Below are 15528 nucleotides of genomic sequence, written 5' to 3'. Positions count from 1 at the left end.
TCCCATACCGAACACGGAAGTTAAGCTCTTTTGCGCCGATGGTAGTTGGGGGTTTCCCCCTGTGAGAGTAGGACGTCGCTGGGCAAATATAAAAGTCGTTACCGATTTATTCGGTAGCGGCTTTTTTTGTGTAAACCAAAATAAGTAGAACGACATTTCCCAGGAAATAACGACATTTTTCATCAATAAAAAAATATGTAAAATAGAATTTTGCCTTCTTATTATGTAACAAAATTCGATTCTTCTCGTGCTTTTGTAATAAAAAAAGAGTTGTTCTCTCTTTATGCAAATTTACTTTTATTTAAAATGTGTTAATATGCACAAAAAGGAGTGATGACTTGCTTATTAAGAAGCGTACAATGAATTATAAATATTTAGGCTTGCAAATGCTTTATGAACGTTTGCCAATTGATCATGCGATGAAGAGTATCATTAATTCCAAACTGAAAGCAGCAGAAGCAGGTATTATAGGAGAAGCAACTGTAGAAGATGTATTTGAGAAACACGATTTCCCTTTTAACTATAATATTTTACATGATGTAAACTTGACTTCGAATGGGAAATTCCAGATTGATACACTATTCATATGTCAGTATTTTATAGTCATCTTAGAGTGTAAGAACATAGTGGGGAAATTGTATTTTGAAAATAACCCACCTTGTTAGAAACGTGAATTAGACTCTGGTAAGCATGATTCATTTCCCTTTAGGAGTCCGGAAATACAAGTAGAGAGAGCACTTATTTATTAAGGGAATGGGTGAGTAAGCGTGGGGTATGTATTCCTATTGTAGGTGTAATTTCCTTTAGTAGCACTAAATCAATTGTGCTCAAGGCACCAAATCATACGGCTGTTATTTATGCATCAAATATTCCCGTGTATATAAGAAAGTTACAGAGACAGAAAGAATATTTAACTGTTGCTCAAATGGAAGAATTATCAGAAACAATAATGCAACATAATCAACCTTATATTCCATATCCGATGTGTAACAAATGGGGAATTGAATCGGCTGAGTTAATTAAAGGAGTTAAGTGTAATAAGTGCGGCAGATTCGAAATGGTTAAGAAGATTAATGGATGGAATTGTCCAAACTGCGGAAATATCGATAGATTGGCTCATATATTTACCATACATGAGTGGTTTGCATTAGTTTCGCACACCATTACAAATAAAGAGTGTAGGAACTTTTTAGGTATAGAATCTCATCAGTTAGCAAGTAGAATATTGAATTCAATGAATCTGTCTAGAAAAGGAAAATCCAAAAATACTACTCACTATATCTTAGAATGGGAGAAATTAGATAACTGGAAAGGAAGAATAGATGAGAAATAGAATAGTTGAACAGTCTTATATCAAGTCTGGATACTCTCCTTCGATAATGTGCTAGATTTAGAGTAGAAGTTGGTCAATCTTCTATAAAACCTGGACAATCCCCTTCGATAGTTGGACAATCTATAGCAGAAGTTGGACAATCGACTAGCAACTAGACAACCTATCTTCAAAGCTGGACAATCCCCTCTAAAACCTGGACAATCCCTTTCGATAGTTGATCAATCTAAAGCAGAAGTTGGACAATTAATTATTAATTGGACAATCTTTCTCAAAAATTGGTCAATCTTCTATAAAACCTGGACAATCCCCTTCGATAGTTGGACAATCTATAGCAGAAGTTGGACAATCGATTAGTACTTGGACAAACTATCTCAAAAGCTGGTCAATCTTCTATAAAACCTGGACAATCCCTTTAGATAGTTGGACAATCTATAGCAGAACCTGGACGATCCATTTAATAAATGGACAATCTCCTTTGAAACCTGGATAATCTATATTTCCAAAGCTAGACAACTCCAACTCAACCCCATCATAAATTGATGAAAATGATTATATAAGCTATTCTTATAAGAAGTATTGAATTTGGAGGTTGGCTGGCTATGAAAAAAGAGACAGTTTGGTTTGAAGTAGAGGAAAATGAAAGCATCGCCGCTTGTATAGAGAGGATGGAACAACAAGGCTTTCGAATAGCGGGTAGAAAGGAAGAACCGATTTTTGCAGAAGTGGACGGACAACCTATCCCGGTTAAACAATTGATAATGTTAAAAGGTATTAAAGAAGAAAATATATAAAAATAATGTCAATAACCGAACAATTTATTTTTAGTTATATTCATTGTTCGTATTTTTGCATTGACGTGACTCATCAGTCTTGTTAAAATATGAGTAGCAACAGACAATTAGATCCCCATATATGCTAAAGAATTGGCTTTAGCGTTTCTACCAAGTCACCGTAAATGACTGGACTATGAGGGAAAGCAACTTTTGGATTATGCTAAGAGGATGTGTTCACGTATGTTATTAATGACACTAACTAAGCAACTAAGTTCCTTAAGTAAACTGCTTTTCTTCCGTAGAAAGTGGTTTATTTAGGGAATTTTTTTTGTTTGACGAAAGGACGAAAATAATGAACGCAAAAATTGGTGTAATTATGGGTAGTTCTAGTGATTGGGAAACAATGAAATATAGCTGTGATATCCTGGATGAACTAAATATACCGTATGAGAAACAAGTCGTATCTGCACATAGGACACCTGATTTAATGTTTGAATATGCAGAGCAGGCACGTAAACGTGGAATACAAGTGATTATTGCAGGAGCTGGTGGAGCTGCACATTTACCAGGAATGGTTGCCGCTAAGACTACACTGCCTGTTATTGGGGTTCCTGTACAATCTAAAGCACTGAATGGATTAGATTCATTATTATCGATTGTACAAATGCCAGGTGGCGTTCCAGTTGCAACCGTAGCAATCGGGAAAGCAGGGGCAACAAATGCCGGATTACTTGCTGTGCAAATTCTTTCAATCCAAGATGTAGAAATAGCGGAACGATTAGAAAAACGAAGAGAAGAGACGAAAAACAAAGTATTTGAAAGTAACGGTGATCTTCAATGACGAAAGTAATTTATCCTGGACAAACTATCGGTATTATCGGTGGTGGACAACTCGGTCGTATGATGGCACTTGCTGCCAAAGAAGCTGGATATAAAATTGCTGTACTTGAGCCGACAATGGATTCGCCTTGTGGACAAGTCGCAGATATTCGCATTGTTGCAGCTTATAATGATGAAGCTGCTTTAGAAGAACTAGCAGAAGTGAGCGACGTAATTACGTATGAATTTGAGAATATCGATTATGAAGGTTTGAAACGTTTATCACAAATTGCCTATGTTCCTCAAGGTGCAGAACTTGTAAAGATTACGCAAGATCGCATACTAGAAAAAACTGAACTTCAGGATGCTGGCGTACCAATTGCGAAATTTGTCGAAGCGAGTAATTTTGAGGAACTGGAACAGCGGATTGATGAGGTTGGGTTTCCTTGTGTCGTAAAAACTTCACGTGGCGGATACGATGGCAAAGGGCAACAAACAATCCAATCCAAAGAAGACCTACCACTCGCTAAATCGCTATTTGAACATTCTGCTTGTATCGCCGAGGCATTTGTTCCATTTACAAAAGAAATATCGGTCATCGTACAGCGTAATGGAGATGGACAAACGTATTGTCTTCCAATCGGTGAAAATATTCATGTGAATCATATTTTGCACGAAACCATTGTCCCAGCTCGTATAGATGAATCGCTTGGAGAAAAAGCGATAAAAGCAGCTAACATGATTGTCAATCATTTGAACCTTGTTGGTACGCTTGCAGTAGAAATGTTCGTGTTAAACGACCAGGAAATATTAATAAATGAATTAGCGCCTAGACCACATAACTCAGGTCATTATTCTATAGAAGCTTGTAATGTTTCGCAATTCCATCAACATATTCGGGCAGTTTGTGGTTGGCCATTACGTGAACCAAAGCTTTGGACAGACACAGTGATGGTAAACGTTTTAGGACAGCATGTAATATCATTAACAAACTCGATGACTAAATATCCAAACTGGTCCGTTCACTTATATGGAAAAAGTGAAGCAAAAACAAATCGCAAAATGGGCCATGTCACGATTCTTTCAACTAATATTGAGCAAACTATAGAAGAAATTGAAACATCTAAAATCTGGTCTTAATACAGGAGGAACTCGAATGATCGAACGCTATACTCGCCCGGAGATGGGTGCAATCTGGACTGAAGAAAACAAATACAATGCTTGGTTAGAAGTAGAAATATTAGCTTGTGAAGCATGGGCTGTAATTGGGGATATTCCTAAAGAAGACGTAGTAGCACTTAGAAAAAATGCATCATTCAATGTTGAACGTATTTTAGAAATAGAACAAGAAACAAGACATGATGTAGTAGCTTTTACGCGCGCTGTTTCTGAAACTTTAGGAGAAGAGCGTAAATGGGTTCATTATGGACTTACTTCTACTGACGTAGTAGACACGGCTCTTTCATACTTAATCAAACAAGCAAACGTTATTATCCGTAAAGACATTCAGAACTTTATTGAAATCTTGGAAAATAAAGCAAAAGAACATAAATATACAGTTATGATGGGACGTACGCATGGAGTACATGCAGAGCCAACAACTTTTGGATTAAAACTTGCACTTTGGACAGAAGAGATGAAGCGTAACTTAGAACGTTTTGAAGCTGCTGCAAAAGTGATCGAAACTGGGAAAATGTCTGGGGCAGTAGGAACCTACGCAAACATTGATCCATTTGTAGAGAAATATGTTTGTGAAAACTTAGGACTTGCAGCATCACCAATTTCTACTCAAACATTACAGCGTGATCGCCACGCACAGTACATGAGCACACTGGCTTTAATCGCAACTTCAATTGAAAAGTTTGCAACGGAGATTCGCGGGTTACAAAAGTCAGAAACACGTGAAGTAGAGGAGTTCTTTGCTAAAGGACAAAAAGGTTCTTCTGCAATGCCTCATAAACGTAATCCAATCGGTTCTGAGAATATGACAGGACTTGCAAGATTGATACGTGGTTATATGATGACAGCATATGAAAATGTCTCTTTATGGCATGAAAGAGATATCTCTCATTCTTCAGCAGAACGTGTTATTTTACCGGATGCAACCATTGCACTTAACTATATGTTAAATCGCTTTAGTAACATAGTGAAAAACTTAACGGTGTTCCCAGAAAATATGAAACGTAATATGGATTCCACATTAGGATTAATTTATTCTCAACGTGTGCTACTGGCATTAATCGACAAAGGCTTAGCTCGTGAAGAAGCGTATGATACTGTACAGCCGCTTGCTATGAAAGCTTGGGAATCGCAAACAGCATTCCGTACATTTGTAGATGCAGAAGAAAAAATCACTTCACTACTTTCGAAAGAAGAGCTGGATGATTGCTTTGATTACAACTATCACATTCAGCATGTTGATATGATTTTCGAGCGTTTAGGACTTAACTAATCGGAGGAATTCACAGTGGAAAAAGGTCGTCTATTATACGAAGGTAAAGCAAAACAATTATTTGCAACTGAAGATGAAAATATTTTATTTGTATCTTATAAGGATAGTGCTACAGCTTTTAATGGTGAGAAAAAAGAAGAAATAGCTGGTAAAGGTATATTAAATAATAAAATTACAACTATTCTTTTCGACCAATTAAAAAAGCATGGAATTGATTCTCATTTTGTTGAGCAAATTTCGGAAAATGAGCAGCTCGTGAGAAAAGTAGAAATCATTCCTTTAGAAGTAGTTGTTCGGAATATAGCAGCAGGAAGTTTGGCAAAAAGATTGGGAATTGGTGAAGGAACAGCCTTAAAGCATTCGATTGTAGAGCTTTACTACAAAGACGATACATTAGGGGATCCTTTACTTACAGATGCGCATCTTACATTGTTAGAACTTGCAACACCAGAAGAAATAGAGACGATTAAAACGAAAGCACTGGAGATTAATAAAGTGTTACAGCCGATTTTTAAAGAAATCGGTGTAACACTAATCGATATGAAACTAGAATTTGGTAGAACTACAAATGGCGAAATACTACTTGCAGATGAAATCTCTCCAGATACTTGTAGATTATGGGACGATGCAACAAATAACAAGCTCGATAAAGATGTTTTTCGACGCAACTTAGGTAGTTTAACAGATGTTTATGAAATTATACTTTCCCGACTAGGAGGACTATTAAAATGAAAAAAGTTAAAGTATATGTGACATTACGTGAAAGTGTTTTGGATCCACAAGGTTCCGCAGTTATGGGTGCTCTACACTCTATGAACTATAAAGAAGTTTCAGATGTTCGTATCGGAAAGTTTTTGGAGCTTCAAATCGAAGAGTCGGATCGTGATTTAGATACAACTGTTAAAGAAATGTGTGAAAAACTCCTTACTAACACAGTAATCGAAGACTACCGTTATGAAGTTGAGGAGGTAGCTGGCAAATGAAGTTCGCAGTTATCGTTTTTCCAGGATCCAACTGTGATTTAGATATGTATCATGCGATTAAAGACGAGCTTGGAGAAGAAGTCGAGTACGTTTGGCATGATGAAACAGATTTAAGCGGGTTCGATGGTGTTTTATTACCAGGTGGGTTCTCTTATGGGGACTATTTACGTTGTGGAGCGATTTCTCGTTTCTCGAATGTTATGTCAGAAGTGGTAAAAGCTGCGGAAGCGGGTAAACCAGTTCTTGGTGTATGTAATGGATTCCAAGTGTTAACAGAAGCTGGGCTTTTACCGGGAGCATTACTTCGAAATAAAAACCTTAAATTCATGTGTCGTACGGTTGGTCTAAAAGTAGAAAACAATGAAACTCAATTTACTTCTGCATATCAAAAAGGCGAAGTAATTCAAATTCCAATCGCACATGGTGAAGGGAACTATTTTTGCGATGAAGAAACACTTGCTCGTTTAAAAGAAAACAACCAGATCGTTTTCACCTATGCTTCTGAAAATCCAAACGGAAGTATTGAAGACATTGCAGGTATTATAAACGAAAAAGGAAACGTCTTAGGAATGATGCCTCACCCAGAGCGTGCTGCGAATGACATAATGGGTGGATCAGACGGGCTTGCATTATTTAAATCAATAGTGAAACAGTGGAGGGAATCTCATGTCAGTCATGCTTGAACCAAATCCGGAGCAAATTAAAGAACAAAAAATATATACACAAATGGGAATGTCAGACGAAGAATTTGAGATGGCAGAAAAGATTTTAGGACGTCTTCCAAACTACACAGAAACAGGATTGTTTTCGGTTATGTGGTCTGAGCATTGTTCATATAAAAACTCTAAGCCTGTATTACGTAAATTTCCTACAAAAGGACCTCAAGTATTACAAGGACCTGGTGAAGGTGCTGGAATCGTAGATATCGGCGACGGTCAAGCGGTTGTCTTTAAAATGGAATCACATAACCACCCCTCTGCTATTGAACCGTATCAAGGAGCAGCAACTGGTGTTGGTGGTATTATCCGTGATGTATTTTCTATGGGAGCTCGCCCAATTGCGATGCTAAACTCTTTGCGTTTCGGTGAGTTAAAAACACCACGTGTGAAATATTTATTTGAAGAAGTAGTAGCTGGAATTGCTGGTTACGGTAACTGTATCGGAATTCCTACAGTTGGTGGGGAAATTCAATTTGATGATTGCTACGAAGGTAATCCACTAGTTAATGCAATGTGTGTTGGATTGATCAACCACGAAGATATACAAAAAGGGATTGCTGCGGGTGAAGGCAATACCGTAATGTACGCAGGAGCAAAAACTGGTCGTGATGGTATCCATGGTGCAACATTCGCTTCGGAAGAATTGACAGAAGCTTCGGAAGAAAAACGTCCAGCTGTGCAAGTAGGAGATCCATTTATGGAAAAACTTTTACTGGAGGCTTGCTTAGAAGTCGTAAAATCAGATGCACTGGTTGGTATTCAAGATATGGGTGCAGCCGGATTAACTTCTTCCTCTGCTGAAATGGCTTCGAAAGCTGGACATGGTGTGGAATTGAACTTAGATTATATTCCTCAACGTGAAACGGGTATGACAGCATATGAAATGATGCTTTCTGAATCACAGGAACGTATGTTAATCGTAGTAAAAAAAGGTCGCGAAGAGGAAATCGTGAAGATTTTTGATAAATATGGCTTAGATTGTGTTGCTGTAGGTAAAGTAACGAATGATAAGATGCTTCGTCTACTTCATAAAGGAGAAGTGGTTGCAGAAGTTCCAGCAGATGCGCTAGCTGAAGAAGCACCAGTATATTATAAGCCATCTTCTGTACCTGCATACTTTACAGAATACCAAGCTATGGAAAATGTAGAGCCGGTAGTCACAGATTATAAAGAGACACTTCTTAACCTATTACAACAACCAACAATTGCTTCAAAAGAATGGGTTTATGACCAATATGACTATCAAGTTCGTACTAGTACAGTAGTAACTCCTGGTTCGGATGCTGCAGTAGTTCGTGTTCGTGGTACAAACAAAGGGTTAGCAATGACAACGGATTGTAACTCTAGATACATCTATTTAGATCCAGTAGTAGGTGGCAAAATTGCTGTAGCAGAAGCTGCACGTAACGTCGTATGTTCTGGGGCAAAACCACTTGCTATTACAGATTGTCTGAATTTTGGTAATCCAGAGAACCCAGAAATCTTCTGGCAGCTTGAAAAATCTGCTGACGGTATTTCAGAAGCTTGTATCGCATTAGATTCACCGGTTATCGGTGGTAACGTGTCGTTATACAATGAACGTAGTGGAACAGCGGTTTATCCAACACCAACGATTGGTTTAGTTGGACTAGTAGAAGATTTAGCTCATGTAACAACCCAAGACGTGAAGCAAGCCGGAGATATCGTCTATGTGATTGGTGAAACAAAAACAGAATTCGGTGGATCAGAGCTTCAGAAATTAGTAGAGAAACGTATTTTTGGTCAAGCTCCGTCGATTGATTTAGAAGTGGAAGCAACACGCCAAAAATCTTTACTCTCCGCTATTAAATCTGGTTTTGTACAATCTGCTCATGATATTGCAGAAGGTGGACTTGCAGTTGCGTTAGCAGAAAAAGCTTTTGGTGCAAATGGACTTGGCGTAGAAGTAACACTGAATGGTTCTGCAATAACAGCATTATTTAGTGAGTCTCAATCTCGTTTCCTTGTATCTGTTAAACCAGAAAATGCTGCTAAATTTGAAGCAATCGTCAATGACGCAGTTAAGATTGGTGCTGTAACAGATTCGAATAAAGTAGAAATTACTAATGAAGACGGAACTGAATGGATTAGCGGTTCTGTTGACGAATTCCGTTCCGCTTGGAAAGGGGCAATACCATGCTTGCTGAAATCAGAGGCTTAAACGAAGAATGTGGTGTTTTCGGAATTTGGGGACATCCAGATCCTGCACCAATTAGTTATTATGGTTTGCACGCTTTACAGCATCGAGGTCAAGAAGGTGCTGGAATCGTCGTAACAGACGGAGAATTTTTGCGAGCTGTCAAAGGTGAAGGCTTAGTAAATGATGTATTCAGTAATGGAAAGCTTGAAAAATTACAAGGAAAAGCTGCAGTTGCACATGTTCGTTATGCAACTGCAGGTGGATCTGGACTTGAAAATGTGCAGCCACTTCTTTTTAATTCGACTACTGGCAGTCTTGCAATCGCTCATAATGGTAACATCGTTAATGCAGGTCGTTTAAAACGTAGTTTAGAACAGCAAGGTAGTATTTTTCAAACAACTTCTGATACAGAAGTAATTGCTCATTTGTTAAAGAAAAGTCATTACAATTCGTTGGTGGAACGTGCGAAAGAAGCACTAAGATTATTAGACGGTGCATTTGCAGTTGTTATATTGACAGAAGATAAATTATTAGTGGCTCAGGATCCACATGGCATGCGTCCGCTTTCATTAGGAAAGTTAGATGATGCTTGGGTAGTGGCATCAGAAACAAGTGCATTTGATTTAATTGGTGCCGAAGTTATTCGTTCAGTTGAACCTGGTGAACTACTTATCATTAATGATGAAGGTGTCCGCTCAGAACGTTTTTCAGAGCCAGCAGAACGAGCAATTTGTACAATGGAGTATGTGTATTTCTCTCGTCCTGATTCGAATATCGATGGGATCAATATACACATGGCGAGAAAACGACTAGGAAAACAGCTTGCAAACGAAATTCAAATAGATGCAGATATTGTTACTGGCGTGCCAGATTCTAGTATTTCCGCAGCGATAGGATTTTCAGAAGCTTCTGGTATTCCATATGAAATGGGTCTTATTAAAAATCGCTATGTAGGACGTACATTTATTCAACCCTCCCAAGATTTACGTGAGCGTGGAGTGAAGATGAAACTTTCACCGGTACGTCAAGTGGTGGCAGGTAAACGTGTGGTCATGGTAGATGATTCGATTGTACGAGGAACAACTTCCAAACGTATAGTAAAAATGTTAAAAGATGCTGGAGCCAAAGAAGTGCATGTTGTCATTAGCTCTCCTCCATTAAAAAGTCCTTGTTTTTACGGAATTGATATTAGCACGGATTCGGAACTCATTGCTTCGGATAATAGTGTAGAAGAAATGTGCGAACTGATTGGAGCGGACTCTCTTTCCTTTTTATCAGTAGAAGGTATGGTAGGCGCGATTGGACGACCAGATGAAGGGAAAAATTGCGGGCACTGTCTCGCTTGTTTTACTGGGGAGTATCCTACTCCTATTGCTCCGAATACAAAATTACCACATGAAAAAGAGCTTGTTCGATAGGAGGATTTTACATGTCAAAAGCATATGAAAAAGCAGGCGTTAATATCGAAGCCGGCTATGAAGCAGTTCAGCGAATGAAATCACATGTCGAACGGACAGCTAGAAAAGGTATCATGGGTACTTTTGGTGGGTTCGGTGGTATGTTTGATTTGTCTTCATTGAATTATAAAGAGCCAGTCCTTATTTCGGGTACAGATGGTGTTGGTACGAAGTTAAAATTAGCGTTTATGACAGATTCACACGATACGATTGGTATAGACTGCGTGGCGATGTGTGTAAATGATATTGTAGCACAAGGTGCGGAACCATTGTTTTTCTTAGATTATGTTGCAGTTGGAAAAGCCGTTCCAGAGCGTATTGAACAAATCGTAAAAGGTGTTGCTGATGGTTGTGTTCAATCGGGAGCAGCTTTAATCGGCGGAGAAACAGCTGAAATGCCAGGTCTATATGAGGAAAATGAATATGATCTAGCAGGGTTTGCTGTTGGCGCTTGTGAAAAATCGAAAATTGTAACAGGCGAAAAAATCTCCGAAGGCGACGTGCTAGTTGGTATTGCTTCTAGTGGTGTCCATTCGAATGGCTATTCACTTGTACGTAAAATAGTATTTGAAGAGCAAGGTTATTCTGCTGAAACAGTAGTTGCAGGTTATGAAGAGTTTGGAGAGATCGGAAAAGCACTTCTTACTCCAACAAAGATTTATGCAAAGCCTGTAATGGAAATGCATCATGAGCTTTCTATTCACGGAATGGCACATGTAACAGGTGGAGGGTTCTATGAAAACTTACCACGTATGATGCCTGAAGGTTTAGCAGTAGAGGTAGATTTAGGATCATGGGAAGTACTACCTATTTTCAACATGTTAAAAGAAAAAGGCGAGCTTACAGATCGTGATTTATATAACGTATTTAATATGGGAATTGGTTTTGTACTAGCATTGTCTGAAGAAGAAGCCGAAAAAGCAATTACCATTGCAGAAAAACACGGGGAAAAAGCATACACAATTGGTCGTGTTGTGAAAGGTGAAGGTGTCCTATTCAACGGAACTCATGACGGGAGTTTAGTGTAATGATTGGAAAACCGAAATTTGCAGTATTTGCATCAGGAAGTGGGAGTAATTTTCAAGCAATCCATGATGCAGTTGAAGCAGGACATTTATCTGGAACAATAGCACTTGTAGTGACAGATAAGCCAGATGCGTTTGTAGTAGAACGTGCGCGTATTGCAGGTATCGAAACTCTTGCCATTAAGCCTTCTAGCTTTTCTTCGAAAGAAGCTTATGAACAAGAAATTTTACAGAAGCTAAAAGAGCTTGAAGTAGAGTGGATCGTTCTTGCAGGATATATGCGTTTAATCGGGCATGTTTTGCTTGAGGCGTATCCAAGCCGGATTATCAATATTCACCCTTCTTTATTGCCTTCATTTCCAGGAAAAGATGCAATTGGACAAGCGATGGTACATGGAGTGAAGTTAACGGGAGTGACTGTTCACTATGTGGATGCTGGGATGGATACTGGTCCGATTTTAGCACAAGCAGCAATAGAAGTAGTGGAAGGCAATCGAGAGAAAACCGAAGAACGTATTCATGCAGTGGAGCATGAGTTATATACGAAGACGTTACAAAAATTATGGAGCCGGTAAACTTTACCGGCTTTTCTTACTTAAACTAAGGAGGAATTAACGTGTCAAAACGTGCTTTACTAAGTGTTTCAGATAAATCAGGAATTCTTGAATTTGCAAAAGAGTTAGAACAGCTAGGTTATGAAATTTTATCAACTGGTGGTACAAAGGCATTTTTAGAACAAAATGGAGTAGCAATCACATCTGTAGACTCTGTAACAAACTTTCCAGAGATATTGGATGGTCGAGTAAAAACTTTAAATCCAATGATTCATGGGGGATTATTGGCAAAACAAGACGATCCAGCACACCAAGCACAATTAGAAGAGCATCATATCACGCCGATCAACGTAGTGTGTGTCAATTTATATCCTTTCCGCGAAACTATTTCTAAACCAGATGTTGCATTCGAGGATGCAATCGAAAATATCGATATCGGCGGCCCATCTATGTTACGTTCTGCAGCAAAAAATCATCAATATGTAACAGTAGTAACTGACGCAACAGACTATGCAGAAGTGTTAGACCAATTAAAAGAAACTGGTGAAACGACACTTGAAACACGTCGCAAGTTAGCTGCAAAAGTGTTCCGTCACACAGCTGCGTACGATGCATTAATCGCTAGTTACATGACAGAGTTAACTGGTGAAGAATTCCCTGAACTTTTAACACTTACATATGAGCGTAAACAAGCGTTACGTTATGGAGAAAACCCACACCAACAAGCAGCATTCTACAAACGTCCGCTTGGATCAGATTTCTCAGTTGCTTCTGCAACTCAATTACACGGGAAAGAACTTTCTTATAATAATATTCAAGATGCCAATGCTGCTATTCAGATTGTGAAGGAATTCGAACTTCCTGCAGCGGTTGCAGTAAAACATATGAATCCTTGTGGTGTTGGGACAGGCGAAACTATTTCTGCAGCGTTTAATAAAGCATACGAAGCAGATTCGACATCTATTTTCGGTGGAATTGTTGCATTAAACCGTGAAGTGGATGCTCAAACTGCAAAAGTGTTAGCAGGTATTTTCTTAGAAATTATTATCGCTCCTTCTTTCTCAGAGGAAGCAATTGCTATGTTAACAGCAAAGAAAAATATTCGTTTACTGACAATTGCATTTGAACAAACGAAAAAAGATGCTTGGAATACCGTTTCTGTAGAAGGCGGATTATTAGTTCAATCACCTGATACATACGGATTAAAAGATGCTGACTTAAAAGTAGTAACAGACCGTGAACCAACTGCAGAAGAATGGAAAGCATTAGAGCTTGGCTGGAATGTTGTAAAACATGTAAAATCTAACGCGATTGTAGTAGCTACGGAAGATATGACAATTGGTGTCGGTGCTGGTCAAATGAACCGTGTGGGATCCGCGAAAATTGCATTGGAACAAGCGGGGGAACGTGCAAAAGGAGCAGGACTTGCATCGGATGCATTTTTCCCAATGAACGACACAGTAGAAACTGCTGCAAAGGCTGGTATCACTGCAATCATTCAAACTGGTGGATCTGTAAAAGATCAAGACTCCATCGACAAAGCAAATGAATACGGAATCGCAATGGTATTCACTGGCGTTCGTCATTTCAAACATTAAGGGAGGCGCATTGAATATGAATATTCTTGTAATTGGAAGTGGCGGTCGTGAGCATGCCATTGCAAAGCAATTCAATAATTCACCTTCGGTAAAAAAAGTATTTGTAGCCCCTGGAAATGCCGGTATGGAAAATGATGCAGAAATAGTGACGATCGATGTCATGGCATTTGAAGAATTAGCAAGCTTTGCAAAAGAAAACAATATCGATTTAACGTTTGTTGGGCCTGAGCAACCACTAGCCGGTGGGATTGTAGACCATTTTGAAGCCCAAGACCTTCGTATTTTTGGACCAACGAAAGCTGCTGCCCAGATTGAAGGAAGTAAATCCTTTGCGAAAGAATTAATGAAAAAATACAATATCCCGACTGCTGCGTATGAAACTTTTACAGAAGTTGAAAAAGCAAAGGCATATATAGAAAAACTAGGTGCTCCAATCGTTGTAAAAGCAGATGGACTAGCTGCTGGCAAAGGTGTAGTAGTTGCCATGACAGTGGAAGAAGCCAACTCAGCAGTTGAGGACATGATTGGTAACCAATTATTTGGTGAATCTTCCTCTCGTGTTGTAATTGAAGAGTTTCTAGATGGCGAAGAGTTTTCGTTTATGTCCTTTGTGCATAAAGGACAAATTTATCCAATGGTTATTGCACAAGATCATAAACGTGCGTATGACGGAGATAAAGGTCCGAACACAGGTGGTATGGGAGCGTACTCTCCGGTTCCACAAATTTCATCAGAAGTCGTGGATACTGCTTATGAAACAGTTGTAATTCCAATAGTAAATGCGATGACAGAAGAAGGAACATCATTCACTGGTATTTTATATGCCGGACTAATTTTAACAAACGAAGGACCAAAAGTAATCGAGTTCAATGCTCGTTTCGGTGATCCGGAAACACAAGTTGTGTTACCACGAATGACAAGTGATTTCGGTGAATTTATGACGGCATTAATGGATGAAAAACCGTTTCAGCTAGAATGGTCTGAAGAAGCGATGCTAGGTGTAGTAATTGCCTCAGAGGGATATCCAGCAGATGTGAAGAAAGGTGCTAGACTTCCTAATCTTTCAGTTCTTGAAGAGGCTGGTCTTGCCGTCTTCCACGCGGGCACAAAAGCCGATGGAGAGGATTTTATTGCAAACGGCGGTCGTGTAATATTAGTAGCTGCAAGCGAGTCTACACTTTTAGAAGCACAACAAAAAGTATACAAGGGCTTGTCTAAGTTAGAATGGGAAGGTTTGTTTTTCCGAACAGATATCGGCTGGCGAACGTTTCAATAATTTGAAAAGGATATCTCCGGTATTGGGGATATCCTTTTTTATTGGATATTGGAAAACTGCGCGGCTGTTATCGACTCTCACTTCAAGTAAATTTGTTATATTAAGAAATGGTTGCTTCCACTAGCAATTTGGTTCCCTTTATGCTGATTTAGTTGCTTTCTGAAGAGCATTGATTGCTTTCAATGACTGACTGGTGACTGGTTGTTCTTATCCATTAACTGGATGAGAGTGAGTCGAGATTCCTCACATTATAAGGAAACTGCGCGGTAAGATACTAAGATGTCCGCCATGATTTCCGCTCCAGGCGGACGCTTTCCGTGGGGCGAGCGGTGAGCCTCCTCCTCCGCTAACGCTACGTGCGGGGTCTCACCTGTCTCGCTA

General features: G+C 39.1%; 15 protein-coding genes, 1 rRNA gene and 1 riboswitch. All 16 genes read left to right on the top strand.

The window, feature by feature from the left end; all coding sequences use genetic code 11:
• A 5S ribosomal RNA gene (rrf, locus tag FG382_RS22430) occupies positions 1–84 on the top strand; the annotation flags it as partial.
• Between the two features lie 275 nt (positions 85–359).
• Positions 360–665, top strand: coding sequence for a nuclease-related domain-containing protein (locus FG382_RS22425; RefSeq protein WP_211356443.1), 306 nt, complete (start codon positions 360–362; stop codon positions 663–665).
• 92 nt (positions 666–757) lie between these two features.
• Positions 758–1333 (top strand): hypothetical protein, encoded by a 576-nt coding sequence (locus FG382_RS22420; RefSeq protein WP_142541067.1) that lies wholly within the window; start codon positions 758–760, stop codon positions 1331–1333.
• A 599-nt stretch (positions 1334–1932) separates the two neighbouring features.
• Positions 1933–2124: an NETI motif-containing protein gene (locus FG382_RS22415; protein WP_142541066.1), complete on the top strand. Its 192-nt coding sequence runs from the start codon at positions 1933–1935 to the stop codon at positions 2122–2124.
• Between the two features lie 95 nt (positions 2125–2219).
• Positions 2220–2320: riboswitch (purine riboswitch) on the top strand.
• 138 nt (positions 2321–2458) lie between these two features.
• Positions 2459–2947 carry a 5-(carboxyamino)imidazole ribonucleotide mutase gene (gene purE / locus FG382_RS22410; RefSeq protein WP_142541065.1) on the top strand — a complete coding sequence of 163 codons (489 nt, stop codon included), beginning with the start codon at positions 2459–2461 and terminating at the stop codon, positions 2945–2947.
• The gene (gene purK / locus FG382_RS22405) at positions 2944–4065 is read left to right on the top strand and encodes a 5-(carboxyamino)imidazole ribonucleotide synthase (RefSeq protein WP_142541064.1); all 1122 of its coding nucleotides are present in this window, start codon (positions 2944–2946) and stop codon (positions 4063–4065) included. The genes purE and purK overlap by 4 nt, the downstream gene beginning before the upstream one ends.
• Positions 4066–4081: 16 nt before the next feature.
• Positions 4082–5377, top strand: coding sequence for an adenylosuccinate lyase (purB, locus tag FG382_RS22400; protein WP_142541063.1), 1296 nt, complete (start codon positions 4082–4084; stop codon positions 5375–5377).
• Between the two features lie 15 nt (positions 5378–5392).
• Positions 5393–6109 carry a phosphoribosylaminoimidazolesuccinocarboxamide synthase gene (gene purC / locus FG382_RS22395; protein WP_142541062.1) on the top strand — a complete coding sequence of 239 codons (717 nt, stop codon included), beginning with the start codon at positions 5393–5395 and terminating at the stop codon, positions 6107–6109.
• A complete protein-coding gene (gene purS / locus FG382_RS22390; protein WP_142541061.1) occupies positions 6106–6360 on the top strand; it encodes a phosphoribosylformylglycinamidine synthase subunit PurS in 255 nt (84 codons plus the stop codon). The genes purC and purS overlap by 4 nt, the downstream gene beginning before the upstream one ends.
• Positions 6357–7043, top strand: coding sequence for a phosphoribosylformylglycinamidine synthase subunit PurQ (gene purQ / locus FG382_RS22385; protein WP_142541060.1), 687 nt, complete (start codon positions 6357–6359; stop codon positions 7041–7043). The genes purS and purQ overlap by 4 nt, the downstream gene beginning before the upstream one ends.
• Complete coding sequence (purL, locus tag FG382_RS22380) at positions 7027–9258, top strand: phosphoribosylformylglycinamidine synthase subunit PurL (RefSeq protein ID WP_142541059.1); 2232 nt, start codon at positions 7027–7029, stop codon at positions 9256–9258. The genes purQ and purL overlap by 17 nt, the downstream gene beginning before the upstream one ends.
• Positions 9234–10655 (top strand): amidophosphoribosyltransferase, encoded by a 1422-nt coding sequence (gene purF, locus FG382_RS22375; RefSeq protein ID WP_142541058.1) that lies wholly within the window; start codon positions 9234–9236, stop codon positions 10653–10655. Before purL ends, purF begins: the two co-directional genes overlap by 25 nt.
• An 11-nt stretch (positions 10656–10666) precedes the next feature.
• Positions 10667–11722, top strand: coding sequence for a phosphoribosylformylglycinamidine cyclo-ligase (gene purM / locus FG382_RS22370; RefSeq protein WP_142541057.1), 1056 nt, complete (start codon positions 10667–10669; stop codon positions 11720–11722).
• Positions 11722–12294: a phosphoribosylglycinamide formyltransferase gene (purN, locus tag FG382_RS22365; protein WP_142541056.1), complete on the top strand. Its 573-nt coding sequence runs from the start codon at positions 11722–11724 to the stop codon at positions 12292–12294. The genes purM and purN overlap by 1 nt, the downstream gene beginning before the upstream one ends.
• Before the next feature lie 41 nt (positions 12295–12335).
• The gene (gene purH / locus FG382_RS22360; RefSeq protein WP_142541055.1) at positions 12336–13871 is read left to right on the top strand and encodes a bifunctional phosphoribosylaminoimidazolecarboxamide formyltransferase/IMP cyclohydrolase; all 1536 of its coding nucleotides are present in this window, start codon (positions 12336–12338) and stop codon (positions 13869–13871) included.
• 16 nt (positions 13872–13887) lie between these two features.
• Positions 13888–15147 (top strand): phosphoribosylamine--glycine ligase, encoded by a 1260-nt coding sequence (purD, locus tag FG382_RS22355; RefSeq protein ID WP_142541054.1) that lies wholly within the window; start codon positions 13888–13890, stop codon positions 15145–15147.
• Positions 15148–15528: the final 381 nt, after the last annotated feature.

The organism is Psychrobacillus lasiicapitis (assembly GCF_006861795.1).
Lineage (GTDB): Bacteria > Bacillota > Bacilli > Bacillales_A > Planococcaceae > Psychrobacillus > Psychrobacillus lasiicapitis.
Note: the sequence above shows the minus strand (reverse complement) of the source record. Positions and strands in the feature narration are given on the sequence as shown.

Coding starts and splice junctions, on each gene's coding strand:
- purD (WP_142541054.1), top strand. CDS start 13,888: ATGAATATTCTTGTAATTGGAAGTGGCGGTCGTGAGCATGCCATTGCA.
- purQ (WP_142541060.1), top strand. CDS start 6,357: ATGAAGTTCGCAGTTATCGTTTTTCCAGGATCCAACTGTGATTTAGAT.
- purL (WP_142541059.1), top strand. CDS start 7,027: ATGTCAGTCATGCTTGAACCAAATCCGGAGCAAATTAAAGAACAAAAA.
- FG382_RS22415 (WP_142541066.1), top strand. CDS start 1,933: ATGAAAAAAGAGACAGTTTGGTTTGAAGTAGAGGAAAATGAAAGCATC.
- purN (WP_142541056.1), top strand. CDS start 11,722: ATGATTGGAAAACCGAAATTTGCAGTATTTGCATCAGGAAGTGGGAGT.
- purE (WP_142541065.1), top strand. CDS start 2,459: ATGAACGCAAAAATTGGTGTAATTATGGGTAGTTCTAGTGATTGGGAA.
- purB (WP_142541063.1), top strand. CDS start 4,082: ATGATCGAACGCTATACTCGCCCGGAGATGGGTGCAATCTGGACTGAA.
- purM (WP_142541057.1), top strand. CDS start 10,667: ATGTCAAAAGCATATGAAAAAGCAGGCGTTAATATCGAAGCCGGCTAT.
- purF (WP_142541058.1), top strand. CDS start 9,234: ATGCTTGCTGAAATCAGAGGCTTAAACGAAGAATGTGGTGTTTTCGGA.
- purK (WP_142541064.1), top strand. CDS start 2,944: ATGACGAAAGTAATTTATCCTGGACAAACTATCGGTATTATCGGTGGT.
- purS (WP_142541061.1), top strand. CDS start 6,106: ATGAAAAAAGTTAAAGTATATGTGACATTACGTGAAAGTGTTTTGGAT.
- FG382_RS22425 (WP_211356443.1), top strand. CDS start 360: ATGAATTATAAATATTTAGGCTTGCAAATGCTTTATGAACGTTTGCCA.